Below are 26,108 nucleotides of genomic sequence, written 5' to 3'. Positions count from 1 at the left end.
ATGATCAAGAAAGTTGGTTTAGCAGTCGCCTTATTCATTGTTATAGTAATCGCTATGATAGGTTGGGCAAAACAGCAAGTGGACACTTATTTAAGTACACCACGTGTAACTGAAACACAACTATTTACCTTGTCGGAGGGCAGCTACTTTTCGCATTTAGCACCACAATTAATGGAACAAGGATTATTAGACTCAGACCGTTGGTGGAAAGTAGTTGCGAAATTGTATCCTGAGTTAACACATATTAAATCAGGTACTTATCAATTTCCTAAAGAGGCATCTTTACAGCAAATCTTAACTATCTTAAACAGTGGGCGAGGCTATCAGTTTAAAGTGACCTTTGTTGAAGGTAGCACTTACAAGGATTGGCTAACCACATTAAGCAAAGCTGACAGAATCAAACCAATTGTAGAAGATGAACAAGCTATTTTAGCTAAGCTAGGCAGCACTTCACCTAAATTAGAAGGGTTACTTTTTCCTGAAACCTATCACTATTCTGCTGATATGAGTGCCTTTAGTATTATTAAAAAAGCGTACTTACATCAACAGGCGGTCGTTGAAAAATTATGGGCAGAAAGAGACAAAAACCTTCCCTATAAAACACCTTATGAAGCCTTGATTATGGCGTCAATCATTGAGAAAGAGAGTGGTTTAGCCAACGATAGAGACAAAATAGCCTCGGTGTTTGTTAATCGTTTAAAAATAGGTATGCGTTTACAAACAGATCCAACGGTTATCTATGGAATGGGGGAACGTTATGATGGACGTATCCGTAGTAAAGATTTACGAGAAAAAACAGCTTATAACACTTACACCATTACCGGATTACCACCGACACCAATTGCGATGCCAAGTGAAGAAGCGCTGTATGCCGCTTTGCACCCTGCAGATACAAAATACTTATATTTTGTGAGCAAAGGGGATGGCACCTCTTATTTCTCTAAAAACTTAAGAGAGCATAACAATGCAGTTAATAAATATATCCGAGGAAAATAAAATGTCAGCAATACAAAAACTAGCGGGTAAATTTATTGTTATTGAAGGATTAGAAGGTGCAGGTAAAAGTACTGCTATTCAATACATTCAAGATTGGTTAGAGCAACAAGGAGTCAATAAACAACATATTGAATTAACGCGTGAGCCTGGTGGCACTGTACTCGCTGAAAAGATGCGAGAAATAGTTAAAATGGATGTCGCAGATGAACAACTTGATGACAAAGCAGAGTTATTGATCATGTATGCTGCTCGTGTACAACTGGTTGAACATAAAGTTAAACCAGCACTGGCAGCAGATAAAGTGGTGATTGGTGATCGTCATAATTGGTCTTCTTTAGCCTATCAAGGCGGCGGTCGTGGCATCGACTTACAGTTAATTAATGACATTAAGCAAGTGGCTTTAGGTGACTTCAAGGCAGACTTTACCCTATTTTTAGATATTGAACCGGAATTAGGGTTAAGCCGAGCAAGAGGTCGCGGAGAGTTAGATCGTATCGAGCGATTAGCTATCGACTTCTTTAATCGCTCTCGAGCAGTGTTTCAGCAACTGACAGAGCAAGAAAAAAATGCCGTGAGTATCGATGCAAGTCAGGATTTTGAACAAGTAAAAGCTGCGATTCATCTGCAACTCGATAACTGGTTAGCGAGTTTATAAATGGCTACTACGCAAGTAACATCAGATATGGTTGAATCAAGTTTTGAACAAGTGTCAACGCCTTGGTTAACTCCTTTTTATCAGCAACTTCAGCAGACTTATTTGCAGGGGCGATTTGCCCATGGTTTGTTGTTTACGGGGAGTGCTGGTATTGGAAAGTACAAGTTAGCACAACAATTAGCACAATATCTGTTGTGTACTAACAAACAACATGATGATGCCTGCTTTGAATGCCATTCCTGCAAGCTATTTAGTGCTCATAATCACCTCGATTATCATTTGTTAGTGGCTGAAAAAAATAAATCTATCGGTATTGATCAAATTCGTTTATTGACTGAAAAACTCAATGAACGCCCACAGCTAGGCAACAATAAAGTCGTGCTAATTAAAGGAGCAGAACAGCTCACTGAAGCCGCAGCCAATGCATTATTAAAAACATTAGAAGAGCCGCAGGGTGATAGTTATCTGGTTTTGCTAGCAAGAACGCATCATCAATTAATGCCAACTTTATTAAGCCGATTGCAACAAACTCATTTGCATAGCCCGGATGACCAAAGCTTAATTAACTGGTTGTATGAACTGGGTTATCAAGTCAGTGATCTAGGTGTATTGCGTTGGTTTCAAAATAGTCCATTAGCTTTATTAAATCATTTAAAAGCATTACAGCAAGATGCAAGTCTAGATACACGTCGTCAATGTGTGGAAGGTGTGTTTAACATGCTGTATCAACCACAGCAGTTATTTAGCTTTTCACGCTTGTTAGCTAACGATGCAGAGCAAAATTTATTACTGCTTTTTCATCTATTACATGATATTCATAAATTAAAATTAAACACCGAACAACTTGATCAAGATGCTATCTATTACTTTGCATTGCCACAGTTACAACTTTGGCAAGCCCAATTAAGCTTTAAAAGTTTACGTATGTTAAGCCAAGAAATATTAAAAACACGAAGCTTATTAACCGAACACAACGCATTAAAGAAAGAGTTATTGATCAGCGCTCTGTTGATTAAAATAAAGAACGAATTTAAGGAAACGCACCATGTTAGTTGATTCTCACTGTCACCTTGATCGATTAGATTACACTAAAAAACACACGGGAATTGCCGATGTGATTGAAAAGGCACAAGCAAAAGGCATCAATCACCTATTAAGCGTTTGTGTCACGTTAGAAGATTATCCAGCGATGGCTGAAATGATTCAACCTTACGATCAAGTATCGAGTACTTGTGGCGTACATCCCTTGTACAAAGAAGCAGTGATGAATGAAGATTTGTTACTTGAATATGCAAGTGCTGAAAAAGTGATTGCCATTGGTGAAACAGGCTTAGATTATTTCTACTCGCCAGAGACAAAAGAGTGGCAAATAGATGCTTTCCGTAAACAGATTCGAGTTGCTAAAAAACTCAACAAACCTTTGATTATTCATACCCGTGGCGCTCGTGAAGATACTCTGAATATTCTTCGTGAAGAGGGGGCGGAACAAGTCGGTGGCATTTTACATTGCTTTACAGAGTCTATTGAAATGGCGCAGGAAGCAATGCAAATGGGGTTTTATATTTCAGTATCAGGCATTGTTACCTTCAAGAATGCTAAAGAGTTACAAGAAGTAATTAAAGCGGTACCGTTAGAACGTTTATTAGTGGAAACTGATTCGCCTTATTTAGCTCCTGTACCACATCGTGGTGAAGAAAATGAACCCGCATACACTTACAATGTGGCAGAGTTTGTTGCTGACTTAAAAGGTGTTTCATTTGCTGAACTAGCCGAAGCAACGACTAATAACTACTTCACCTTATTTAAAAATGCAAAACGTTAATTAATTAGGCGGTATTAGCCAAGGAGCTTTTATGCAAACAGTATTATTTGATGGACAACCCATTAGCCCTTCAAAAGTGGTCTGTATTGGACGTAATTATGTTGAGCATATTGCTGAACTCAATAATGAAGTTCCTACAGAACCAGTGATTTTTGTGAAGCCGAATTCTGCGATTAGTACTGACATGACGACCCATGCTGTTGATGCGATTCACTATGAAGCTGAAATCTCACTATTGATCGACGATAATCAGTTTGTTGGTGTTGCTGTTGGATTAGATTTAACTAAGCGAGAAGTACAAAGTGTGCTTAAAAGCAAATCTTTACCTTGGGAGCGAGCTAAAGCTTTTGATGCCTCTGCTGTTTTTTCTGAGTTTGTGAGTTTTGATCAGCCGGTGGATTCCTTAAGCTTAGTTTTATCGATTAATGATCAAATCATTCAACAGGCAAACTACCAACTTATGATTTACAAACCTGCTGAAATTATTGCGGCAGTAAATGAATTTATGTCCTTTGAAAAGCACGATATTTTAATGACAGGCACACCAAAAGGTGTGGGTAAAATTAACCAAGGTGATAAATTCACTGGGCAGATTTTTTCTCAGGACACACTTTTAGTGTCGCAAAGCTGGACCGTCTCATAAGGTGCATTAAGCACTCATCCTATTAGGTACTGGAAATGCACAAAATAATTATGCATTTCCAGCCTTTTATCTGCCGCAAACACTTCTCAGCACTAGCCATATCTATTTGATCTGCGTAAAATTACAGCCATATTTTTTATCACTTGTATAAAGTAGAGTAAATTGAATGCAGCATCTAGATGAAATCGTTGCTAACGCGCAACAACAGATCGAAAACGCCGCAGATACTAATGAATTAGAAGAGATTCGTTTACAGTATCTGGGTAAAAAAGGCCTAATGACTGAGCAAATGAAAGGCTTAGGCAAATTACCACCTGCTGAGAAACCAGCTGCAGGTCAATTAATTAATAAAGCAAAACAAGCGATTCAAGCGGTATTAGTTGAACGTAAAAAAGGCATGGAAGAGGATATTTTAAATGCCAAACTAGCCTCAGAAACGATTGACGTAACGCTACCGGGTCGTGGTACAAAACAAGGTAATGTTCACCCTGTAACTCGTACTACTGATCGTATCGTTGAGTTCTTTAGTGAGTTAGGTTTTGAAGTAAAAGATGGTCCTGAAGTAGAAGATGGTTACCATAACTTTGATGCATTGAACATTCCACCGCATCATCCAGCGCGTGCTGATCATGATACTTTCTACTTCAACCCTGATTTAGTACTTCGTACACAAACTTCAGGTGTGCAAATCCGTACCATGGAAGCACAAAAGCCACCAGTGCGTATTATCTCTCCTGGACGTGTTTACCGTAATGATTACGACCAAACACATACACCAATGTTCCATCAAGTAGAAGGCTTGATGATTGCAGAAAACGTAAGCTTTACACAGCTTAAAGGTATTTTGCATGACTTTTTACATAACTTCTTCGAAGAAGATTTGGAAATTCGTTTCCGTCCATCTTACTTCCCATTCACAGAACCTTCTGCAGAAGTTGACGTGAAAGGTAAAAACGGTTGGTTAGAAGTATTAGGTTGCGGCATGGTTCACCCAAGCGTATTAAAATCAATGGGTGTAGATCCTGAGAAATACTCTGGTTTTGCCTTCGGCATGGGTATTGAGCGTTTAACAATGCTACGTTACAACGTTAACGATTTACGTTCATTCTTTGAAAACGATCTTCGTTTCCTCAAGCAATTCAAATAAGGGTTAATAATAATGAAATTTAGTGAAGCTTGGTTACGCGAGTGGGTTAACCCAGAAATTACACGTGATGAATTAACACATCAAATTACCATGGCAGGTCTTGAAGTTGATGATGTAGATCCTGTTGCCGGTGAGTTTACCAAAGTATTAGTCGGTGAAGTGGTTGAATGTGGTCAACACCCTGATGCTGATAAACTACAAGTGACTAAAATCAATATCGGTGAAGAAGAGTTAATCGATATTGTTTGTGGTGCTAAAAACTGTCGTTTAGGTTTAAAAGTAGCAGTCGCGGTTGTGGGTGCTGTTTTACCTGGTGACTTTAAAATTAAAAAAGCAAAACTGCGCGGCCAACCCTCTTTTGGCATGCTGTGTAGTGAATCTGAATTAGGCATGGCAGAAAGTGCAGAAGGTATCATTGAACTACCTTTAGATGCACCGATTGGTCAATGTGTTCGTGAGTACTTACAACTAGATGACGTGATCATTGATGTTGATTTAACAGCAAATCGTGCAGATTGTTTAGGTATTGCAGGTCTTGCTCGTGAAGTGGCGGTATTAAATGGCATTGTAGCAACACAACCAACTTGGGAAAATGTGGTTGTTTCAATTGATGACCAAGTGGCTATCAACTTACAAGCGCCAGAAGCTTGCCCTCGTTACCTTGGACGTGTGATCAAAGGTATTAATCAAAATGCAACAACGCCATTATGGATGGTTGAAAAACTTCGCCGTTGTGGTGTGCGCAGTGTTGATGCAGTCGTGGATATTACTCAGTATGTATTACTTGAGCTAGGTCATCCGATGCATGCCTTTGATTTATCAAAACTAGAAGGCGGTATTGAAGTTCGTTTAGCTAACCAAGATGAAGAGCTTACATTATTAGATGGCAAAGAAGTTAAATTAAATGCAGACACATTAGTGATTGCAGACCAATCAAAAGCCTTAGCAATGGCAGGGATTTTTGGTGGTCAAGATTCTGGTGTACAAGAAGGTTCAACAGATATCTTCTTAGAAAGTGCTTTCTTTGCTCCATTAGCTATTGCAGGCCGTGCACGTAGCTATGGTCTACATACAGATGCTTCTCATCGTTACGAACGTGGTGTTGATCCACTGTTACAAGTAACTGCGATGGAACGTGCAACTCAGTTATTAGTTGAAATTTGTGGCGGTCAAGTTGGCCCAATCACAGAAGCTGTGAGCGAAGCAAATTTACCAAAACAAGCAACCATTGAATTACGTCGTAGCAAACTAGATCGTTTAATCGGTATTTCAATTGATGCAGAACGTGTTCAACAAATTCTGACTCAACTAGGTTGTGAAGTAACTGAAACCGCTGAAGGTTGGTCTGCAGTTGCACCAAGTTACCGTTTCGATATGGAAATTGAAGAAGACTTAATCGAAGAAGTTGCTCGTGTATTTGGTTACAACAACATCCCAAATATCGCACCTCAAGCTGCATTAACTATGCCAGCTCACAATGAGTCACGTTTAAAATTATCTAAAATTCGTGATGTATTAGTGAACCGTGAATACCAAGAAGCTATCACATACAGCTTTGTTGACCCTGATAAGCAACTTAAATTACACCCAGAAGCTGATGCACTTATTTTACCGCATCCAATCTCTAAAGATATGTCAGCAATGCGTGTTAGCTTATGGACTGGTTTATTAGAAAGTGTATCTAAAAATCAAAAACGTCAACAGAACCGTGTTCGTTTATTCGAAACGGGTTTACGTTTCATCAAAGATGAACAAGCTGAAAATGGTATTCGTCAACAGGCTATGTTATCAGGTGTGATTATCGGTAATGTTAGCGATGAACATTGGTCAATGGAAACTCGTGCCGCAGACTTCTTTGATCTTAAAGCTGATTTAGAAGCAGTATTAGATTTAACGGTTGATGATGCTAGTTTTGAGTTTAAAGCAGAAAAACACAGTGCATTGCACCCAGGACAATCAGCAGGTATCTACCGAAATGGTGTAAATGTTGGTTATATCGGTAGCCTACACCCAAGTTTGAAGAAACCTTTTGCATTAAATGGTCAAGCTATTGTTTTTGAAATAGAAGTTGATAGTATATTAACTAGACAACTACCTCAAGCTGGTGATATTTCTAAGTTCCCTGCGAACAGCCGAGATCTTGCTTTTGTTGTAGATGAACAAGTAAATGCAGGTAAGGTCCTAAAATTTATAGAAAAAATTGGCGGTTCTGAGCTAGTTAGCATAAACTTGTTTGACGTATACCAAGGTCAAGGCGTTGAAGAAGGTAAAAAAAGCTTAGCAATAGGCTTAATATTACAAGATTCTACACGTACTTTGGAAGAACAAGAGATTGCTGACAGCGTTAGCTCGATAGTTGAAGCGGTTTCTACGGAGTTTAATGCATCTTTGAGAGATTAATTTTATGGCACTGACAAAAGCTGAAATAGCAGCACACTTATCGGAAGAAATTGGATTAAGCAAACGAGAAGCAAAAGAGTTTGTAGAATCTTTCTTTGAAGAAATTAAATCAACGCTTGAATCTGGCTCGCCAGTTAAAATTTCTGGCTTTGGTGGTTTTGAGCTTAAAGACAAAGGCGAGCGACCTGGTCGTAACCCTAAAACGGGAGAAGATATCCCGATTGAAGCTCGAAGAGTTGTTACCTTTAAAGCGGGTCAGAAGCTGAAAGAGTTAGTGGAAACTAGCTTATCAGACAAACCTAACAAATAATTAATCAGCGTTTTTGCTATTAATCATTAATCTAGGGTTAGCCAATATACTATCTAGAAAAGTCGCTCTGCGGCTTTTTTTTTGCCTAAAATTTGGCTCGCTTAAATATGTGATTGGTATTACATGAGTTCAGACACACATTTGTCATGCTGTTCAGATTACAATGTTGTGCATAAAATGAATGCTAACTTTATGTACTTTCAACTTCCTTAACCAATTAGGACCGAAGATTTGAGTGACTATAAAAAAATTGTGGTATTAACCGGAGCTGGTATTTCTGCAGAGTCTGGTATTGATACATTTCGTACTAAAGATGGCTTATGGGAAAGGTACAAACTAGAGGATGTAGCGACACCCGAAGGGTATCAGCGTGATCCAGAATTAGTCTTAGATTTTTATAATCAACGCCGAAAGCAATTTTGTTCGGGTATTAACCTACCTAATGCTGCTCATCATGCATTGGTTGAGTTAGAACAAAAGTTTGATGGTGACTTTCTCTTAGTGACACAAAATATTGATAATTTACATGAGCAAGCGGGTTCGAAAAATGTGTTACACATGCATGGGGAATTATTAAAAGCGCGTTGCCCTGGCTCTAATCAATTGGTGCAGTGGCTGGGAGATTTAAACAGTGATGACTTGTGTACTTGTTGCCAGTATCCAGTTCCCTTACGCCCACATATTGTCTGGTTTGGTGAAATGCCGATTGGCTTGGATAAAATCTATCATCATTTATCTGAAGCAGACCTGTTTATTGCGATTGGGACTTCCGGCACTGTTTATCCTGCAGCAGGCTTTGTGGAAGAAGCAAAAAGTAGTGGGGCAGAGTCCATTGAGATTAACCTTGAAGTCAGCGAAGTACATAGTCATTTTGATCAAGTTATACAAGGTAAAGCAACGCAGTTGGTGCCTGAATTAGTTAAACAAATTTTAAGCTAAGCACTAAGTCTTGGTTGTTTTGTTTTCAATCTAAATCGTCTTAGCTAAGTATGAATAAACTTGAAATGCTATCAGAACCCCCTACAATGACGGGCTGCTGAACAGCTGTTATTTCATTTAGGGAAGTTACTAGGTTATGAGTTCAAAATATTTTGTATTGGGCGGTGATATTAAAAAATCGTTGGCCGAAGGGTATCATTTAGATTTAAAAAAATTGTTAAGCGATGGTTTTAAAATCACTCGCAAACATTTTCTGCCGCTTGTCTCTGCATGTCTTTTTATCATGTTAGCGTCTTTCTCCTTATTAAGTCTATTCATTGATACTGAAACGTCACTAACCGATCCTAAAGTGATTGGTTTATTTTTTGTATTTGCATTACTGATTGCACCTCCAATAATGACAGGGCTTATTATGATGGGCGTTCATCATTCTGTGGGGCTTAAAACCAACTCTTTCCATCTTTTTCATTACTTTAAAATGATATTGAAATTGTCACTGGCAGCGATGATGGTTAATTTAATGACTAATGCTGTGAGTATGGTGTTTGGACAAATATTTGGCAGTGCAGGATTTGTATTGTCTGTACTTGTTTTACTGTATTTGAAAATGTCATTCTGCTTGGTTTATCCATTGATTGCGGAAAAGAAAGCCTCGCCTGTAATGGCCTTAAAATTGTCTTTTAAATTAGTGCATAAAAACATTAGCCAGTTTACACAATTATTAGTTATTTTCTGTTTACTGTTTCTCTTTGGTTTAATCACTTCTGGCATCGGTTTACTGTTTGTTATTCCTTACTGCATCAACGTATTAGGTATTGTTTATCGTCAAATCTGTGGTGTGAGCATTGCGGTAACAGAAACAGATGATCAAGATTCCGACTCAGGACCAGACTCAGATTCAGGTTCTCGCCATGGTGGCTTTGAAGCTTAACTTGAGCATCCCTCAGTAAGAGCAGAGGAACCTCTGCTCTTACTTGTATATTTCCTCCCAGTATTTTAATGCCTATCAACCCATTCCTGTAAAACCTTTTGCATTGCTTATCCTCTGCTATAAAACATCAATGATTAGGCTTAAAAGTTTAATTGGTTAAAACTAACTAAGTCATTGATTAAATCTATCTAAATAATCTAAAAATCGGTGAACTTAATCTAAGAGATCTCCGTATCACTTATTAAAGGCTGAAAGAGTGAATAATTGTGATAAATATCAAATTTTATTGGCGTTATTAAACACATTCTGCTTAGATGAACACACACTAAAAAATAAAAATGTTGTAGGAGTTATTTTTGAAATTCACGGATAAAAAAGCAATCCTGTTTGATCTAGATGGTACTTTAATTGATAGCGCGCCAGATTTAGCATTAGCCATTAATCACATGCTAACCAGTATCGGTCGAGAAGAGATTGACCCTGTTATCATCCGCTCTTGGGTAGGTAATGGAGCTAGCATTTTAGTACAACGTGGTTTATCTGGGCAAACAGAGATTGACCCAGATTTAGATCCTGTATTATTAGAAAAGTCTTTAGCCATTTTCTTAGACTTTTACGCTAAAAATCTTTGCGTTGATACAGTGACATATCCTAATGTGGTTTCATCGCTTCACGCATTGAAAGACAAGGGCTACCAACTTGCGATTGTGACCAATAAACCTTATGACTTTATACAGCCAATTTTAGATGGTTTATCACTGAACGGCTTATTTTCGCTGTTAGTTGGCGGAGATACCTTAGAGAAACGGAAACCTGATCCACTGCCTTTACACTTTGCTTGTGAAAAACTAGGCGTAAAAGCGGAACAGTGTGTGATGGTAGGTGATTCTAAAAACGATATTTTAGCCGCTAATGCAGCGAACATGCAGAGCATTGGTTTAACCTACGGTTATAACTACGGCGAAGATATTAACGAGCATGGGCCTGATGTTAGCTTTGATGATTTTGCAAATATCATTGCGACACTTTAGGACGCTAATCAATCAATGTTAACTGATTAGTTTCCCTCTTTTTACGCAAATATGAACGGTTTAATAGTGACTAGAAGCGATATGTCTGATAAAAAAATTGCAGTTATAGGTGGTGGAATCGCAGGAGCATCCATTGCCCTGTACTTGAGTGAAATTGGGTTAAAAGTAGATTTATTTGAAAAGGGCACAAGTCTAGTTAATGGACCTCCAATTTGCCACTTACATGCTGGTGGCAATCTGTATAGAGAGATTCCTGACGAGCAATGCGTGACTTTATTAGAAGAGTCTATTGAAGCATTACGTTTGTACCCCGATTCTATTGATTACCGACCAACGGTCATCGCAGTGCCAAAACATGACCCAGGGCAACCATTGGATCTGTTACCACGTTTAACGTTATTACAAGATGAATATCAAAAGTTAATTGATAAAGATAGTAATAATAAAGTGCTAGGTGAAGTAAATGATTATTATCGTTTAGTTGAATTAGAAGAGTTACAGCACTTAGCCACTTTAGATGAGCAAAAAGTGCCAAGCACATCTGAGGAATGGTTAATTCCCTTTGCTAAGCATACCGATCTATCTTTACTTAAGTTCCCTGTGGTTCTGGTACAAGAGTTCGGTTGGAATGTATTCCGCTTAGGTGCAACGGCTGCGTTATCTTTAGAGAAAAATGCTAATTGTCAGATTCATCTCAATAGCAAGGTAACCAAACTATCTCAACAACAGCCGGAAAAATGGCAGTTAAACTATGTTGAAGATGATGTGGAAGGTGAGCATGAATTTGATTATGTGATCAATGCTGCTGGTTTTAGAACGGGTGAAATTGATGACTTAGCAGGATTTCATCGAGATCGTTTAGTAGAGTTTAAAGCTGCTTACGTTACGCATTGGGAAGGTACAGGTGGTTTCTGGCCTGAAGTAATTTTTCATGGCACACGCGGTACACCTCAGGGGATGGCTCAATTTACCCCATACCCAGGTAATCTAGTACAATTGCACGGTATGACCGAGGATATTACCTTATTTAAAGATGGTTTAGTCGAAAATACTGAAAACAGCTCTCAGCCGCAATTAGATGCTAAATTTTTGAGAAAAATAGATAAAGGGTGGTTGGAGCAAGAGATCGCTGCAAGAGGGCAGTTGTCGATAGATTTCCTATCGCAGTATATCCCTGCCTTTAAAGATGCTAGCGTTGCTGGTAAACCTTTATTTGGTGCGCAGCAAATACCAGGTGATGATTCAACGTTACGTACTGCAGGTATCTCTTTTGAAAGTAACCATTATGCGCGTTGTGAAATAGTGAAAGCTTCTTCAGTATTAACTTGTGCTGATGCATTAACTGAAAAGTTAGCTGAACTAGGGTTTGTGGATAGAGAAAAAGTAGGTGCAAGATTGTTCCCAATCACTGACTCGATTGACGACCAAGCAATTACTGAACGTTCAGAGCTGTATACGCAACAACGTGGTTATCCTATTGCCTTAGCTTATCGTAATATTAAACAGGATTAAGTTGCTTACGCTGGCTAACCTGAGCTTAGAGCAATAAGTGAGATTACTTATTCAGCTTAAATAAAAAATCCCATGACTTAACAGACCATGGGATTTTTTAGTTTCTCTCCTTTAATTTTTTTATAGATAAGTGCACTTAATGTTGCGCATTTCTATTTTTAATCCCCACTTTATTCATCTATTACCATGACTATGATTTTTTTCTATGTGCTAGAAACATAGATTTTTTGGTTTAGTAAACCAATACAGCAATGGGGGCAATAAATAACTTACGTCATCTATTTAGACCAAAATGTGGTTAGTGATTAACGCAATAGACAACCCAAACAATGGATGTAGTTAAAACTCACGAAATGACACGTATATTTGGGGATGAGATCAAGAACACCCATAAACTTTGACGAGTCATCATTACTCTTCTCTGTTTTTACAAGAAACAAAAACGGCGCTATTAAGCGCCGTTTATTTAATATTGAATCTATTTATTAAAAAGCATGTTCACCGATCATTGGGGCGGTTTGGTTACTGCTGAATAAGCTAGCGTGTAATCGTAATGCATGATTATCAGTTAAGCTGGAAATGTAATCGGCAATCACTCGTTGTTGACGTGATACATCGCCTTCATACAGCGTCCACAGGTTTTTTGCTCTTTCTGGTAAAAAACGTAAAGGGCCAGACTCAAAGGCTTCAAATAGTTCCATTACAATTTGTTGTCCACGGTATTCCAAAATTTGTAAATCTGGGCTTTGGATAACATAGGTTAATACAAACTTCTTCAATACTTCTAAGGTTTTAAACATAGCAGTATCTAAATAAGCATTGTAAGCCAATAGCGGCTCTTTAAACTGCTTATCAACACGTTGAATGGTAATGGAAGTGATTAACGCATTAACTAATGAGCCTATCGCATCTTTGCGTTTAAAGTGCTGTGATGAAAATAAGTTGTCGGTGAGTTCTTGCAATTTATCATGAAGACAAAAATTTTCAATGGCGGCTAGTTGTGGAACTACCTTTTCTTGCCATAGTGATTTATTGATAATCCCCATCGCGATCGCATCTTCTAAGTCATGTACGCCGTAGGCAATGTCATCAGCTATTTCCATTATTGAACAATCAAAGGATTTATATTTTGTTTTTAAGTGTTGCTTAGTCTGCACATCGGCATCGGGCGTTCGGGTGCTGGCAAACAAGCGGCGGTCACTTTCACACAACGTTGATAATACGGCATCCAATAAATGTCTATCATGGTCGTAAATGCCTTTTGCTGGCGTCCACTCTGATGTTTTTAATTGGCGAAAGTTACGTTGATTATCTGCAGGATAAGGCATGCTTAATTCACTTAAACATAGCGGGTATTTTAATACCCCTAATAAACTGCGGCGCGTTAAGTTCATACCGTTATGCTCAGTGTATTGCTCTAGTTGAGTGAGAATTCTAAAGGTTTGTGCATTACCTTCAAATCCACCATGTTTAGCCATCATGTAATTCAGGGCTGTTTCACCGCCATGCCCAAAGGGTGGGTGACCGATGTCGTGGCTAAGACAGATTGTTTCTATCAAGTTATAACCAGATAATAAAGGACGAAATTCTGGTTGGATCATTTTTAAGTTCGCAATAATCCCCGAGCCAATTTGCGCCACTTCTAGAGAGTGGGTTAAACGGGTACGGTAAAAGTCACTTAATCCATTATTGTGAATTTGTGTTTTAGATTGCAGTCGTCGAAAGGCTGCAGAATGCAAAACACGTGCTTTATCTCGCTGAAATGCGCTGCGTTGGTCGAGTCGTCGATTTTTATTAGGCTCTGCTGTTAAACGCTCTAGCCAGATATCGGATACAAAAAGAGTAGGCTGTTTTGGGTCTAAATGTAATTCTGTGTCGTTAGCTTCTTGTAGGTTATCTACTGTTACTGTGTTCGTCTCTAAACTCATATATTCACCATAGTTTTGCTAATCACATAAAAAGTGTAACGCGTTTCTATAATGAAAAATATAAGTAAATGACTGAAAAATAAAATTTTAAAGTGTTTTTTCTTTAAAAAAGTAAGTTAAAAAATAAGGAATTTAAAAAAATGGAGGTCATTTTACCAACAGAATAGATGTCTATTGGTAAAATTTTTTGTCTATGAATCAATTGTTTAGCTTAGTTTCTAACACCTTCCAATACAATGTCTAAATCGACATAACTCGAAGCACCTACCACTTTAATGCCGTAATCTGCCACTTGTAAACGAGTTGTACCTTCAAAACCTGCACGGTAACCACCCCATGGATCTTTACCTTCGCCGATAAATTTAGCATCTATAACCGCTGGTTTAGTCACGCCGTGTAGTGTCATATTGCCTGCAATAGCTAATGTACCATCGTCATTCTTTGTTACTTTAGTACTCACAAATTTAGCTGTTGAGTATTTACTTGCGTTAATAAAATCATCACTTCTTAAATGCTTATCACGTTCAGCATGGTTTGAATCTAAGCTTTCAGTGTTAACGTTTACGGTCACTTTAGAAGCTTCTATATTGTCAGCATCGTAACTGAATGTGCCATCAAACTCATTGAAACGGCCTTGAATAAAGCTATAACCTAAGTGACTTACTTTAAAGCTAACAAAAGCATGTGCACCTTTAGTATCAACAGTATAGTCAGCAGCCATTGCACTTAGCGGTAAGGCCATTACAGCAGTTAGTGCTGAAGCCATCATTAATTTTTTCATGATATTTCCTTATTAAGTTAAATGTAAATTAAAGCATTTTCTTTAGGGTGTTATCTTTATTAATAAAGTGGTGTTTGAGTGCCGCAAGTGCATGCAAACTAGCTAAGCCAATTAAGGTATAAGCAACGTATTCATGTACTAATCCTGCATAGTCTTCTTGATCTTCCACAAAAGAGCCTAATCCTGGTACTTCAAACCAATCAAATACATCAATACCCCGCCCATCTGCTGTTGAGATTAAATAGCCAGATAAAAACATAGTGAACAATAATATGTAAATTAATATATGCGCTGCCGTCGCCGCTTTCTTCTCAATGGCTGAGCCTTCAATCTCTGGTGCGGTTGATAGTAGTTTCCAGATTAATCGAGCAGTGGTGATAGCAACAAAACAAAGGCCTACTGATTTATGCCAGTGTGGGGCTGTTTTATACCATTCACTGTAGTAGCTTAAGTCAACCATCCAATATCCGGCTGCAAACAAGCCAATTACAAGTACTGCTGATAGCCAATGAAACGCTCTACTTAATCCATTATATTTAGCAATTATTGTTGCCATCGTAAACCTCACTACGTGTTAAGGAAATATAATCTCTTCACCAGATTCTAACCATGTTGGATACTTTTTCATGCACTGAGCAAATAAATTACTATTCATCAATGTCTCTAGCCATCGCTTAACTTGCTGATAACCTGCCTGCTCAAACCATGATTTATCAACACTGGCAAACTGACGAATAAATGGAAAAATAGCCATATCCGCTAAACTAATACGATCTGAAAATAGGTAGGGATTCTCATTCAAACGTGATTCTAATAGAAAAATAAACTCTTCTGCTTGTTGTCGATAATAATCTACTGAGTGTTCAGGGTGGCGATCTGCGTATTTATATCTATCTAACCAAGGTTTAAACTCATAATCGTTAATATCGATAAGGTCTAACATCTCTTCAATAGAGGGGGACAACCATTGTGCTGGATCGTTTTCTGATAAAGCCCAAACCATAATTTCTAAACTTTCATCAAGTACAGTATCAGGAGTCACTTGTTGTGTTAATTGCAGTACAGGAATGGTCTTATTAGGTGAAATAGCTAATAGATCAGCGGGTTTGTGCTTTAATACAATTTCTCTGAGTCGTACTGATTGTTCGCTGATTGCAAGTGCCAACCTTGCTCGCATTGCATAAGGACAACGTCTAAAAGAATATAAAATAGGCTGCATAACAATTCCCAATGATGAATGATAATTAATTGTTTCATTCTCCATCATAAGGGCAGGTTAAATTTTTGTAAAAGGGTGTTTATGTTATTTGTATCGCTTTTCTGGCCTTTTTTAGTTCTAAATGAAGAATAAAAAGCTAAGCGACTCAAAGGTGTCGCTTAGCGGAAGGTTTATGAGCAGCTATCATTTTCAAGTGCTTGTTTTTTCTCTTGCCTTGCTTGTTGAATAATTTGTTTTGCAGAACTTAAAAATAGGGTGGCTAAAAAAGCGGCGACAATGAGGTCGGGCAATGCACTGTCTGTGACCCATACGCCTGACGCTGCCAATAAAACCACTAAGTTACCAATGGCGTCATTACGGCTACATAACCACACCGAACGAACATTGGCGTCACCATCTTTGTATTTCATTAGCAACAAAACACTTAATACATTGGCAGCAAAAGCTAATATCGCAATACTCCCCATAATGCTGGCATCAGGAGTGACAGAAAACCAAAGTTTGTAGAATGTAGAAGCTAATACATATATTGCCATCAACAATAAGCTAACGCCTTTTATAAGAGCAATATTACTGCGTAAGCTTAATGATTTACCAATGACCCAAAGGCTAATGCCATAGGTCAGAGTATCACCTAAAAAGTCTAATGCGTCGGCTTGCAGTGCTTGTGAATTAGATTTTATACCTGCGAACATCTCTACTAAAAACATAACTGCATTGATTACAATAACGGCAATTAAAATACGTTTATAAACAGGATCAATTCCTGTGAAGTCTGCTTTATGATCACAACATCCAGCCATAGTTTATACCTCTTTGATAAATGAATTCGGAAACGTTAAGATAGTCTACAAGCTCTAGTAACTAGAGGTTCAAGCTTTTTTTTATTAATATCAATCATAAAAATTAGCTATCCTATTATTCTTGTTAAGGTAATTTATGGATTATTTGTAAATTTAACAATTAGTTATGAATGTTCCGTTTTAAACTAAGTCATTTTTCCTATACAAAATATCGAACAGTTATTTAATAAAAATAGTTTAACGAGGAGATGCATATGATTTATTCAATTGGTCAACTGAGTAAACTGGCACAGTGTAAAATACCTACCATTCGTTATTACGAAGAGATAGGTATTTTAGATAAAGCGACTCGCAGCACAGGAAATCAGCGTCAATATACACAAGCACATTGCGAACGATTAAATCTAATCTGCCATAGTCGTGCACTAGGGTTTAGTCTCAAAGAGATTAAACAATTGATTAAATTACAAAACGGTCAGTTTGATAGTGGCCAAAAATCGCATTCTATTGTGCAGAGTCATTTAACGGATGTTAGGAATAAGATAGCGAAATTAAAGGAGCTAGAGTTACAACTATTAACACTAGTTGAGCAATGCCATCAGTCAGAAACCTCTGATTGCCTTTGTGTGTCGGCGCTTAAGTAATATGAAAGTGGTTGTGGGCGGCCATGATAGTAACCTTGCTGTAAGCGATAACCTAATGAGTTTAACAACTCTGCTTGCTCTTCCGTTTCAATACCTTCAATTAAACTATTCATCGATAAGTCAGTCACTAAACGCTGAATACATTCCAGAGTTAAAGTGCTATTGATATTTTCTAGAAACGTTTTATCTACCTTTACCGTGGTTGCAGGAATGGTGTGCAAGTAGGCTAAAGAAGAATAACCTGTACCAAAATCATCAATACTGACTTTAATCTGGTGGCTAGCTAGAGTATTAATTGGGCTATTGCTATGATTAACATCAGTTAGCAACACACTTTCTGTCAATTCAAGAATCAAGTCTTGTGCCTGTAAGTCATGTTTATCGAGCATGTATAAAATAGTATCGACTAAGTTAGGGTTAACCAAATGTAACCCAGATAAATTAACAGCCATGGTGATACTAGGGTGGAACAGATCTTTGAGGGTTAGGAGATCATGCAGAGCTTGGTCCAGCACCCAGGTTTCAATTTCGTATATTAAGCCAACCTCTTCAGCAACACTAATTGCTTCTTCTGGTGAAACAAACCCAAGCTCATCGTTATACCATCTTAATAAAGCCTCAAAGGAAACGATCTTTCCTGTGGAGCAATCAAGTACAGGTTGGTAATGCAAGTAAAGTTCATTATTAGCTAAGGCAAAAGACAATTTTTGTGCAATTACACTTAAACGTTTTTGGCTATTTTCCATGCCTGTTTGGTATTGCACCCATTGCTTTTTACCGAGTTTTTTAGCGTGATACATAGCGGCATCTGCATAAGCGATAATTTGCTCGTAGCTTTGTGCATCATTAGGGTAATCTGCTACGCCAATACTGGCAGATAATAAAAGTTCTCGACTTAGGAAGCTTTGATAAGGTTCACTTAAGGAGTCGATGATAGCTTGGCAACGTAATGTAGTAGAAATATCACTCTGTGATGAACCGTTTTCAATAATGAAAATAAACTCATCTCCGCCAAAACGGCAAAGGATATCGCCTTTTTGCTTGTGCTCTTTTAACCGTTCACTCACTTTAACTAGTATCTCATCACCTTGTCTGTGCCCAAGAGAGTCATTAACCATTTTAAAGCCATCTAGGTCGATATATAGCAAAGTAAAAGGAGTTTGTTTTTCAAACATAGGTTTTAAAGTATCGATTAAACCACGTCTATTTACTAAGTTCGTTAACGGGTCTGCCCATGCTTGTTGACGTAAATTTTGCTCAACAATTTTACTTTCATGGATATCATATTGATTAATTAAGATATGTGTCGAGTCATCTTGGTTTTTAATTCTATTGGCAATCACTCTAAACCAGTTATCGCCATAACAAGTCTTCATTAAGATATCAGATTCAAACTTTTCCTCTTTATCGATCGCTTGCAGTAAGTTCAGCGCATCTTGATGATCGCAACATAGGTCTTTTAAATGTGTGGTGGTGCTACTAAATTTTTTGGCGAAGGGAGAGTTAGCACTCAGGAATTCGCCATTTAAATTATATAAAGAGATGATTGTTGCACTTTTAAACTGCATCGTTGTATGTGCTAAAGTTGGCGTGGCTTCAACTAACATCGCTAATCGACCATCTTCCAGAGTCACTCCTGAAAACTGACACAATGCCTCTGTTTCATTGCCTTTTGGAGAGAAAAACCAGTTTTCTTGTACGACTTTATTCTCTTTAAATGCACGACGATATTGTTCAATGGTTTCATTGATAGCGTCAGATTGACCTATCTTAAAATCACGTTGGGCTAAGTCATCGATACTAGCGCTATCCCACAACAATAATGCAGCTGTATTTGCCCAGATTATTGCATAGGCATCAATATCATAAATCCAGATCGCGGTATGTAATTGGTCTATATTTACCTGCATAGAAGCCTATTTTTATTATTAACAATCGTAATATTTTGTGTGTAACGAGTTAATAAATAATGTAACTCTGTTTGCTATTTTAGCAGAAAAAACTACCAATATAGGAGTGTTATTTTTATGGTTTTATTGTTTAGTGGCTATAATGCGATAGGTAATTAAAATATTTTAAGTATATTATAAGTCTGATTTTATTATCTTATTGATATCTAAATAGTAAATATTAAAAGCTTACATAACCAACGGTACTGAGTTCGTTGTTAATAAACGATTAAATATTTGCTAAGCCACTGTTAACGATATAAATTTAAATAACCCTAATACTTATTGAGAATAATAATGAAAAAACCACAACGTGATATAACACTTCGATTTTTAGCTGAAACACAGGATGTAAATTTTGGTGGGAAGGTACACGGTGGCGCAGTGATGAAATGGATTGACCTTGCTGCTTATGCTTGTGCTGCTGGATGGAGCGGACGTTATTGTGTTACCGCTTATGCTGGTGGTATTCGCTTTGTTGCCCCGATCCATGTTGGTAGCTTAGTTGAAGTAAAAGCAAAAGTTGTTTATACAGGCAAAACATCAATGCATATTGCCCTAGAGGTGAATGCCTGTGATCCTAAATCTTTAAATAAACGCACGACAACACATTGTATAGTGATCATGGTTGCCGTTGATCAAAATGGTCAATCTGAATTAGTACCACAATGGGTGCCAGAAAGTGAAGAAGACATTAAACAGCACGAAACGGCTGTTAAGTTGATGGAGATGCGTAAAAAAATAGGTGACGAAATGGAAATATATATGGATTAATTCCGTTCTACTTATTATCAATAAATAAGAAGTTGAATAGATAAATAGGCAGCCATAATGAAACTAGTGTATAGCCATGATAACCACTTTATTGTCGGTAACATAAAAAATTTGATAGAAGCGCAAGGCATTCAAACATTTATTAAGAATGAGTTTACACAAGGTGCAATGGGTGAAACTTCTGCCGTAGATAGCTGGCCGGAAATTTGGGTCTTTGACGATAATGATCATCAACAAGCATTAGCTATCGCAATGCAATCTCAGCAAAGTGCTGATACACCTGACTGGGTTTGTAATAGTTGCAATGAGAGTAATGATGGCTCCTTTGATTTTTGTTGGCAGTGTCAGCAAGCAAAGTAATCGTGCATTAAAATTGACATAAAGGAAGGCTATTTGCGTATTATTGAAATTGATTGGCAACAAACGATTGCCATTCGCCATCAAGTTTTATGGCCAGATAAAAAGCCTGAGTTCTGCATTGTCGAAGGTGACGAACAAGCATTACATTATGCAGTGGAATTAAACGGTCAATTGATTTGTGTTGCTTCGATCTATCGCGATCATGATTGTGTTCGCTTAAGAAAGTTTGCAACCTTAGTTGACTATCAAGGTAAAGGTGCGGGTAGTTTGATGTTAAGGTTTATTATTAATGCCCTAAAAGAAGCAGGCACCAGCTATTTTTGGTTTGATGCAAGAGAATCTGCTTTAGCTTTTTATCAAGGTTTTGGTTTTGAAGTGGAAGGAGAGTTATTTTATAAAAGTGATGTGGCTTACTATAAAATGGCACGCCATTTATAACTCACGTTAATTCTGACTTAGAATAAAGGCAGTCAATTTAAAACTGCCTTAGTCGCTGAACTAATCGCTGAAACCTTGATGGATAAATTGCTGTCTTAGTTGAGTAAAGTTGGCTTCGTTACATTGTAAGAACTGCATCGCAAATTCATACCCTTGCTCCTTAAACTTATCTAATTTTGCAAGTTCATATTCATTCATGATCACGTGCATTGCTTCTTGAACTAATTCAGGCTCATCTTCACCAATTAATGTCTCTGGTGGATCAAAATGTGTCACCATCCAATCTTGTAATTGTTCATTATCGATTTTTTTTTGATGCCAAAGTGTCAATGTATCGATAAGCTGTTTTTTGCTGATAACCGGTTGTGTCATGATTTTTCTCATATAATAAACTTAATTGAGATCATAACTGATCCGTTCATTTATCACCACCTTAGCCATCTTTTTTCACTGAAGATAGAGCTCATAATTGCTATTCTTGTTACAAAGGCGCTTCTATGATTTTTGAACCATGGTAAAATATGTCATAAGGGAAAGGATTTTAATACAGGGGAAGGTAAGTGACTAAGATTGATAATCGAGAATTGACTCGTTTAAATCATGTTAATTGTGGTGAAGTAGTGCACCTTCAAGTTGTCACACCCACTAAGCCTATTCGTTTAAAAACACGTTTAATAGGCATCGACCCAAATATGTCGGTTATTCTGGCATTTGGCAATGATGCTTCTTGGATCAAAGCCTTACCACATCTAAAAGAGACGAATGATGTGATTGTTCGCTTTATGAATAGTGAACAGCAGCAAGCTAACGTCACTGCTTTTCGTACGTCGATACAAAAAATTATGACTATTACTGGTCGTTGGTTAGTGCTTGATTACCCTAAAAATATAGAATCAGTGCCGTTACGTAAACACCGCCGTGTTGACGTTAGTATTGAAGCGGCGTTAGTCAATTCTGAAAGTGATACTGTATTAGCAAACGGTGTATTGATTGATGTATCTATTCAAGGTTGTGCGTTTGTTTGTAAAAAGCAGGGCAGCCTTTCGATAGGTGGGATTTATCAATTGTTGATTGATTTAGGAGATGGTAGCTCAAAAGTGACGCTATCAGTAGCATTAAAGAGTAATAAAGAATTAGGCGTTAATGACGAAGTACAATATGGTTTAGTATTTACCACACCTGAAGATGTGCAATCTGCGATTCAGCAATTACTTTTACACTATTTACAAAAATAATGTTATTCCAAACTGATTGACAATAAAGCAGCTTACCTTCAATTCTATCGGTTATCTGAAGGTAAACTGCTTAGTTTTTATTGCTAACTATGGAAGATTAGTAACCTTCACTAAGAGAAGAAGGGCGACGTGGGTCAGACGCACCATATAATCCAGTTTCAGATTTAATAATACTTTGCGTACTTCCCATTGCAGATTCAACTTTAAGTTGATGTCCTTTTGCTTCTAACAGTTTGATTGTATCTAAACTCAAACCAGATTCCATACGAATGTAATCAGGTAACCATTGATGATGGATACGCGGTGCTGCAGTGGCATCGGCAACATTCATATCAAAGTCGATAACATTAGAAATCACCTGTAAAGTGGTGGTGATGATTCTTGAACCGCCTGGTGTACCGGTTACCATGAATAATTCATTATCTTTTAGGATAACAGTTGGGCTCATGGAACTCAGTGGGCGTTTACCAGGCTCAATAGCATTTGCTTCACCACCAATCAATCCATAACCATTAGCTACGCCTGGTTTTGAAGAGAAATCATCCATTTCATTATTTAATAAAACGCCAGTACCTTCGGCGACAATCCCAGAACCATAGCTGTAGTTTAGGGTATAAGTATTGGCCACGGCATTACCCCATTTATCAACGATACTAAAGTGAGTCGTTTGGTTACTTTCATAAGGCAAGTCTGCATCAGGCAAAATCTCAGAGCTTGGTGTTGCTTTGTCTGGGTCAATACCGTCAACTAGTTGTTTTGCATACTTTTTACTGGTTAAGGTTTTTACAGGTACTTTAACAAAGTCACTATCACCCAAATGTAAACTACGGTCAGCATAAGCACGGCGCATACTTTCAACCATGGTATGAATATGTTGAGCACTATTGTGGCCCATCTTTTTAATATCGTAATTTTCTAGCATATTAAGGATTTGTACTATGTGAACCCCCCCAGAAGATGGAGGTGGCATAGAGAATATTTGGTAACCTCGGTATGTACCTTCAATGGCTTTACGATCAACAGAGTTGTAGTCGATTAAGTCCTGTTGACTAACTGTACCGCCAGCCTCTTTAATGCTCGATACAATAGCATCAGCTACTGGACCTTGATAAAAACCTTTTTCACCTTGCTCACTAATTAAAGAAAGTGTTTTAGCTAAGTCAGTTTGTTTAAGTAGCTCTCCAGCATGGTAGTTTGCACCATCTTTTTTATAAAATATTTTGCTGGTATTAGGCCATTTACTTAAACGTTCTTGCATCGCCGTTAACGAGTTTTCTAAATCAGGTGTAACGATAATGCCATCTTTTGCCAACTTAATAGCCGGAGCGATCAATGCTTCTCTTGAAAGTGTGCCGTAGGTTTTACGCGCATGCTCTAAGCCCATCACAGTGCCTGGTGTACCAATGGCTAAACCATGGAATTTAGATAAACCCGGTACAACATCACCATTTTCATCTAAATACATATCACGTGATGCAGTAGCTGGTGCTTTTTCTCGATAATCAATGGCAATAACTTGCTCTTTGTCAGCTAAATAAACTAACATAAAACCACCGCCACCAAGGTTACCTGCTCTTGGTAAAGTAACTGCAAGCGCATAACCTACCGCCACTGCTGCGTCTACCGCATTACCGCCTTGCTTTAAAATCTCAACACCAATCTTAGTCGCAAGTGCTTCTTGTGTTGCAACCATACCGCTCTTTGCCCACACTGGGTGATGAATCGACATTTGGCTAAAGATCGCCGGTTGGGAAGTGGTAGCCGCATTAATCGCTGGTGCAGTTAATAAAAATGAAGTGGAGACAACCAATAAGCTAATAGGTTTGGCTATTTTATTTTTGATCAGATCTAACATAATACTATTCCTTTATTTTTGTGTAGATTTATTATCGAAGGTATAAAGTCAGGCGTAATACCAATTATTTATTTTAATTGGTAACAGTTTTGCTCCTTAATGTAGTGACAGACAGGGGTAGGCGTTAAAAATTCTATGCCTTGGTTATTCGCGCATAGCTTACGAATTTGTGATGAAGAAATATCTAGCTGTGTTGTGCTTTGAAAATAGATACAACCATTAAGTGATGAATGCAGATCTGTTGTATCTTGTGTTTGATGCTTGGCGAGAATCGTTGAGACTGTTTCGTTAAATTGCGGTGACCAACCCGGTCGATGGCTAACAACAAGATGGCAATATTGCAAAATATCTTGGTAGCGATACCAAGTATGGAAGTTAATTAATGAGTCCATTCCCATAATGAAGCAGATCGGCGTATTAGGGTATTGTGCTCTTAATAGTGCTAAGGTTTCCACTGTATAGCTAGGAGAGTTGCGTAATAGCTCTTGTGTATCCATTTGTAAGCTAGGGGTATCTTGAATGGCTAATTTAACCATTTCAATGCGTTGTTCAGTGCTGGCTAAACTAGTTGCTTTATGCGGTGCAATATAATTTGGCATGAGGTATAAAGACTGGAGCTGAAGTGCTTCCTGAATCTCTAATGCAGGACGTAAATGCCCAAAATGAATAGGATCAAATGTCCCTCCCAAAAAGCCAATTGCAGACTCGTGTTTTTTGTTCATTCAATTCCTTTATTTGAAAAACTGATAACAGATAGCATCCAGTTGTAGCCAAATATCTGAACGATTTTCTACTTTAACTGAAATTTCTAAATCTGCACAAGCAATTAAAATATTTTCAAGTTGAGGTATTTTTAAGCGAGTGAGGGCCTGAGTAATTAAAGCTTGTTTCGCAGGCCATAATTTAGGTTTTTGTTGCGCAAGTAACTGGCTTAAAGGTGTATGCGTTAATTGATAGGCGTAATTAAGTAGTTTTTGCACTTCACTGCTTAAAGTTGCACTCAGTAAAAGCAGTTCAGTACCTTCGGCATTGAGTTGTTTAATGATCCGCGCATTACGTGCTTTATCACCGGCTAATAAACTATCAACCCATTGAAACAGGCTGAAATGGTTATGGGTAGTGATGCTTTGTTCGACTTGCGGCAAGTGTAAGTGCTGTTTAGGGAACAAAATAGACAGCTTCTCAATTTCCTGTTTGGCCGCCAGTAAATTACCTTCAAAATGCAAAGTCAGAAAGTCAATCACTTCATTATCCGCACTTAAACCAACTACTTTTAAACGCTGGTACAACCACTGTGGAAAGCGCTGTGGTAACAACGCGTTAGTAGATACAAATAAGCCTTGTTGCTCTAGTTTGGTAAACCAAGCACTTTTTAATTGTTGCGTGGTGAGTTTAGGGCCTTTAAGTATTAATAAAGTATCTGGATTTAGTAGAGGGGTTATCTCTTTAATAAAATCCGTATTATCCTTGGTTGTTTTAGACAAGGATAATTCTATGATTTGTCTTTCAGAAAAAAGAGATAGAGTATTGAATTGACTAAATATTTGATCTTTGTCGAAACTGCCATCTAGGCTGTAACTAAAACGTTCTAAAAAGCCTTGTTGCTTAGCTTGCGTTTGAATTTGTTCAAGCGCTTCAATGGTTAATAATGCTTCATCACCAAAGATTAAGCAGCAGCTAGGTAACGTCTGTTGCAGCTGCTTTAATAACTGTTCTGGGTAAATGCGCATTAACCG

Annotated in this window: 27 protein-coding genes; 17 read left to right on the top strand and 10 right to left on the bottom strand. The window is 37.9% G+C overall.

Translation table 11 applies throughout. From position 1 onward, the window contains the following. The 12 genes from mltG to OW492_RS03350 all read left to right on the top strand — a co-directional run bounded on the left by mltG (position 1) and on the right by OW492_RS03350 (position 12,386). Positions 1-996, top strand: coding sequence for an endolytic transglycosylase MltG (mltG, locus tag OW492_RS03405; RefSeq protein ID WP_290038443.1), 996 nt, complete (start codon positions 1-3; stop codon positions 994-996). Position 997: 1 nt separating this feature from the next. Continuing rightward, positions 998-1,651 (top strand): dTMP kinase, encoded by a 654-nt coding sequence (gene tmk, locus OW492_RS03400; RefSeq protein ID WP_290038442.1) that lies wholly within the window; start codon positions 998-1,000, stop codon positions 1,649-1,651. Beyond that, entirely contained in the window at positions 1,652-2,707 is a 1,056-nt protein-coding gene (gene holB / locus OW492_RS03395; protein ID WP_290038441.1) for a DNA polymerase III subunit delta', read from the top strand. It abuts the gene before it with no gap. Beyond that, positions 2,697-3,473: a TatD family hydrolase gene (locus OW492_RS03390; RefSeq protein ID WP_290038439.1), complete on the top strand. Its 777-nt coding sequence runs from the start codon at positions 2,697-2,699 to the stop codon at positions 3,471-3,473. The genes holB and OW492_RS03390 overlap by 11 nt, the downstream gene beginning before the upstream one ends. Positions 3,474-3,504: 31 nt before the next feature. After that, a complete protein-coding gene (locus OW492_RS03385) occupies positions 3,505-4,116 on the top strand; it encodes a fumarylacetoacetate hydrolase family protein (RefSeq protein ID WP_290038438.1) in 612 nt (203 codons plus the stop codon). 166 nt (positions 4,117-4,282) lie between these two features. Further along, positions 4,283-5,263 carry a phenylalanine--tRNA ligase subunit alpha gene (gene pheS, locus OW492_RS03380; protein WP_290038437.1) on the top strand — a complete coding sequence of 327 codons (981 nt, stop codon included), beginning with the start codon at positions 4,283-4,285 and terminating at the stop codon, positions 5,261-5,263. A gap of 12 nt (positions 5,264-5,275) precedes the next feature. Then, entirely contained in the window at positions 5,276-7,663 is a 2,388-nt protein-coding gene (gene pheT, locus OW492_RS03375) for a phenylalanine--tRNA ligase subunit beta (RefSeq protein ID WP_290038436.1), read from the top strand. Between the two features lie 4 nt (positions 7,664-7,667). Further along, positions 7,668-7,973: an integration host factor subunit alpha gene (locus OW492_RS03370; protein WP_113820660.1), complete on the top strand. Its 306-nt coding sequence runs from the start codon at positions 7,668-7,670 to the stop codon at positions 7,971-7,973. A 231-nt stretch (positions 7,974-8,204) separates the two neighbouring features. Continuing rightward, entirely contained in the window at positions 8,205-8,912 is a 708-nt protein-coding gene (gene cobB / locus OW492_RS03365) for a Sir2 family NAD+-dependent deacetylase (RefSeq protein ID WP_290038432.1), read from the top strand. Between the two features lie 136 nt (positions 8,913-9,048). After that, complete coding sequence (locus tag OW492_RS03360; protein WP_290038431.1) at positions 9,049-9,843, top strand: hypothetical protein; 795 nt, start codon at positions 9,049-9,051, stop codon at positions 9,841-9,843. Positions 9,844-10,199: 356 nt separating this feature from the next. Further along, entirely contained in the window at positions 10,200-10,874 is a 675-nt protein-coding gene (locus OW492_RS03355) for a phosphoglycolate phosphatase (RefSeq protein ID WP_290038430.1), read from the top strand. A gap of 81 nt (positions 10,875-10,955) precedes the next feature. Then, entirely contained in the window at positions 10,956-12,386 is a 1,431-nt protein-coding gene (locus tag OW492_RS03350; protein ID WP_290038429.1) for an FAD-dependent oxidoreductase, read from the top strand. Between the two features lie 485 nt (positions 12,387-12,871). Here OW492_RS03350 and OW492_RS03345 read toward each other — a convergent pair whose 3' ends face one another. The 5 genes from OW492_RS03345 to OW492_RS03325 form a co-directional block, all read right to left on the bottom strand. Further along, positions 12,872-14,314: an anti-phage deoxyguanosine triphosphatase gene (locus tag OW492_RS03345; RefSeq protein WP_290038428.1), complete on the bottom strand. Its 1,443-nt coding sequence runs from the start codon at positions 14,312-14,314 to the stop codon at positions 12,872-12,874. Positions 14,315-14,525: 211 nt separating this feature from the next. After that, on the bottom strand, positions 14,526-15,095 hold the full coding sequence (locus OW492_RS03340; protein ID WP_290038427.1) for a YceI family protein: 570 nt from the start codon (positions 15,093-15,095) through the stop codon (positions 14,526-14,528). A gap of 28 nt (positions 15,096-15,123) precedes the next feature. Then, the gene (locus tag OW492_RS03335) at positions 15,124-15,651 is read right to left on the bottom strand and encodes a cytochrome b (protein ID WP_290038426.1); all 528 of its coding nucleotides are present in this window, start codon (positions 15,649-15,651) and stop codon (positions 15,124-15,126) included. 18 nt (positions 15,652-15,669) lie between these two features. Next, positions 15,670-16,314 carry a glutathione S-transferase gene (locus tag OW492_RS03330; protein WP_290038425.1) on the bottom strand — a complete coding sequence of 215 codons (645 nt, stop codon included), beginning with the start codon at positions 16,312-16,314 and terminating at the stop codon, positions 15,670-15,672. A gap of 170 nt (positions 16,315-16,484) precedes the next feature. Then, positions 16,485-17,117 (bottom strand): cation transporter, encoded by a 633-nt coding sequence (locus OW492_RS03325; RefSeq protein WP_290038424.1) that lies wholly within the window; start codon positions 17,115-17,117, stop codon positions 16,485-16,487. A 254-nt stretch (positions 17,118-17,371) separates the two neighbouring features. Between OW492_RS03325 and OW492_RS03320 the strand changes: the two genes are divergently transcribed. Continuing rightward, positions 17,372-17,761, top strand: a complete 390-nt coding sequence (locus OW492_RS03320) for a MerR family transcriptional regulator (protein ID WP_290038422.1) — start codon at positions 17,372-17,374, stop codon at positions 17,759-17,761. Here the strand turns inward: OW492_RS03320 and OW492_RS03315 are convergent. Then, a complete protein-coding gene (locus OW492_RS03315; protein ID WP_290038421.1) occupies positions 17,716-19,671 on the bottom strand; it encodes an EAL domain-containing protein in 1,956 nt (651 codons plus the stop codon). The genes OW492_RS03320 and OW492_RS03315 overlap by 46 nt on opposite strands. A gap of 336 nt (positions 19,672-20,007) precedes the next feature. On the opposite strand from OW492_RS03315, the gene OW492_RS03310 reads away from it, so the two are divergent. Genes OW492_RS03310 through OW492_RS03300 form a run of 3 tightly spaced genes read left to right on the top strand, consistent with a single transcriptional unit; the run spans position 20,008 to position 21,282 of the window. After that, positions 20,008-20,484, top strand: coding sequence for an acyl-CoA thioesterase (locus tag OW492_RS03310; protein WP_290038420.1), 477 nt, complete (start codon positions 20,008-20,010; stop codon positions 20,482-20,484). Between the two features lie 57 nt (positions 20,485-20,541). Beyond that, positions 20,542-20,844: a DUF2007 domain-containing protein gene (locus tag OW492_RS03305; protein ID WP_290038419.1), complete on the top strand. Its 303-nt coding sequence runs from the start codon at positions 20,542-20,544 to the stop codon at positions 20,842-20,844. Positions 20,845-20,877: 33 nt separating this feature from the next. Next, positions 20,878-21,282, top strand: a complete 405-nt coding sequence (locus OW492_RS03300) for a GNAT family N-acetyltransferase (RefSeq protein ID WP_290038418.1) — start codon at positions 20,878-20,880, stop codon at positions 21,280-21,282. A 60-nt stretch (positions 21,283-21,342) separates the two neighbouring features. Here the strand turns inward: OW492_RS03300 and OW492_RS03295 are convergent, their stop codons facing one another. Continuing rightward, entirely contained in the window at positions 21,343-21,654 is a 312-nt protein-coding gene (locus OW492_RS03295; RefSeq protein ID WP_290038417.1) for a hypothetical protein, read from the bottom strand. 188 nt (positions 21,655-21,842) lie between these two features. Here OW492_RS03295 and OW492_RS03290 point away from each other — a divergent pair, with 188 nt between their 5' ends. Continuing rightward, positions 21,843-22,517 carry a PilZ domain-containing protein gene (locus OW492_RS03290; protein ID WP_290038415.1) on the top strand — a complete coding sequence of 225 codons (675 nt, stop codon included), beginning with the start codon at positions 21,843-21,845 and terminating at the stop codon, positions 22,515-22,517. A 97-nt stretch (positions 22,518-22,614) separates the two neighbouring features. On the opposite strand, the gene ggt is transcribed toward OW492_RS03290, so the two are convergent. The 3 genes from ggt to holA form a co-directional block, all read right to left on the bottom strand. Beyond that, positions 22,615-24,372, bottom strand: a complete 1,758-nt coding sequence (ggt, locus tag OW492_RS03285; protein WP_290038414.1) for a gamma-glutamyltransferase — start codon at positions 24,370-24,372, stop codon at positions 22,615-22,617. A gap of 68 nt (positions 24,373-24,440) precedes the next feature. Then, a complete protein-coding gene (gene nadD, locus OW492_RS03280; protein WP_290038413.1) occupies positions 24,441-25,094 on the bottom strand; it encodes a nicotinate-nucleotide adenylyltransferase in 654 nt (217 codons plus the stop codon). A gap of 9 nt (positions 25,095-25,103) precedes the next feature. Further along, on the bottom strand, positions 25,104-26,102 hold the full coding sequence (gene holA, locus OW492_RS03275; RefSeq protein WP_290038412.1) for a DNA polymerase III subunit delta: 999 nt from the start codon (positions 26,100-26,102) through the stop codon (positions 25,104-25,106). Positions 26,103-26,108 lie beyond the last annotated feature (6 nt).

The organism is Psychromonas sp. 14N.309.X.WAT.B.A12 (assembly GCF_030397575.1).
In the GTDB taxonomy this organism is placed as follows: domain Bacteria; phylum Pseudomonadota; class Gammaproteobacteria; order Enterobacterales; family Psychromonadaceae; genus Psychromonas.
The sequence above is the reverse complement of the archived record's forward strand: the minus strand, read 5'-3'. Positions and strand labels throughout refer to the sequence as shown.

What these genes read in the sequence shown, in the direction of transcription:
- mltG (WP_290038443.1), top strand. Translation starts at nt 1, where the DNA reads ATGATCAAGAAAGTTGGTTTAGCAGTCGCCTTATTCATTGTTATAGTA.
- tmk (WP_290038442.1), top strand. Translation starts at nt 998, where the DNA reads ATGTCAGCAATACAAAAACTAGCGGGTAAATTTATTGTTATTGAAGGA.
- holB (WP_290038441.1), top strand. Translation starts at nt 1,652, where the DNA reads ATGGCTACTACGCAAGTAACATCAGATATGGTTGAATCAAGTTTTGAA.
- OW492_RS03390 (WP_290038439.1), top strand. Translation starts at nt 2,697, where the DNA reads ATGTTAGTTGATTCTCACTGTCACCTTGATCGATTAGATTACACTAAA.
- OW492_RS03385 (WP_290038438.1), top strand. Translation starts at nt 3,505, where the DNA reads ATGCAAACAGTATTATTTGATGGACAACCCATTAGCCCTTCAAAAGTG.
- pheS (WP_290038437.1), top strand. Translation starts at nt 4,283, where the DNA reads ATGCAGCATCTAGATGAAATCGTTGCTAACGCGCAACAACAGATCGAA.
- pheT (WP_290038436.1), top strand. Translation starts at nt 5,276, where the DNA reads ATGAAATTTAGTGAAGCTTGGTTACGCGAGTGGGTTAACCCAGAAATT.
- OW492_RS03370 (WP_113820660.1), top strand. Translation starts at nt 7,668, where the DNA reads ATGGCACTGACAAAAGCTGAAATAGCAGCACACTTATCGGAAGAAATT.
- OW492_RS03360 (WP_290038431.1), top strand. Translation starts at nt 9,049, where the DNA reads ATGAGTTCAAAATATTTTGTATTGGGCGGTGATATTAAAAAATCGTTG.
- OW492_RS03350 (WP_290038429.1), top strand. Translation starts at nt 10,956, where the DNA reads ATGTCTGATAAAAAAATTGCAGTTATAGGTGGTGGAATCGCAGGAGCA.
- OW492_RS03345 (WP_290038428.1), bottom strand. Translation starts at nt 14,314, where the DNA reads ATGAGTTTAGAGACGAACACAGTAACAGTAGATAACCTACAAGAAGCT.
- OW492_RS03340 (WP_290038427.1), bottom strand. Translation starts at nt 15,095, where the DNA reads ATGAAAAAATTAATGATGGCTTCAGCACTAACTGCTGTAATGGCCTTA.
- OW492_RS03335 (WP_290038426.1), bottom strand. Translation starts at nt 15,651, where the DNA reads ATGGCAACAATAATTGCTAAATATAATGGATTAAGTAGAGCGTTTCAT.
- OW492_RS03330 (WP_290038425.1), bottom strand. Translation starts at nt 16,314, where the DNA reads ATGCAGCCTATTTTATATTCTTTTAGACGTTGTCCTTATGCAATGCGA.
- OW492_RS03325 (WP_290038424.1), bottom strand. Translation starts at nt 17,117, where the DNA reads ATGGCTGGATGTTGTGATCATAAAGCAGACTTCACAGGAATTGATCCT.
- OW492_RS03320 (WP_290038422.1), top strand. Translation starts at nt 17,372, where the DNA reads ATGATTTATTCAATTGGTCAACTGAGTAAACTGGCACAGTGTAAAATA.
- OW492_RS03315 (WP_290038421.1), bottom strand. Translation starts at nt 19,671, where the DNA reads ATGCAGGTAAATATAGACCAATTACATACCGCGATCTGGATTTATGAT.
- OW492_RS03310 (WP_290038420.1), top strand. Translation starts at nt 20,008, where the DNA reads ATGAAAAAACCACAACGTGATATAACACTTCGATTTTTAGCTGAAACA.
- OW492_RS03305 (WP_290038419.1), top strand. Translation starts at nt 20,542, where the DNA reads ATGAAACTAGTGTATAGCCATGATAACCACTTTATTGTCGGTAACATA.
- OW492_RS03295 (WP_290038417.1), bottom strand. Translation starts at nt 21,654, where the DNA reads ATGACACAACCGGTTATCAGCAAAAAACAGCTTATCGATACATTGACA.
- ggt (WP_290038414.1), bottom strand. Translation starts at nt 24,372, where the DNA reads ATGTTAGATCTGATCAAAAATAAAATAGCCAAACCTATTAGCTTATTG.
- nadD (WP_290038413.1), bottom strand. Translation starts at nt 25,094, where the DNA reads ATGAACAAAAAACACGAGTCTGCAATTGGCTTTTTGGGAGGGACATTT.
- holA (WP_290038412.1), bottom strand. Translation starts at nt 26,102, where the DNA reads ATGCGCATTTACCCAGAACAGTTATTAAAGCAGCTGCAACAGACGTTA.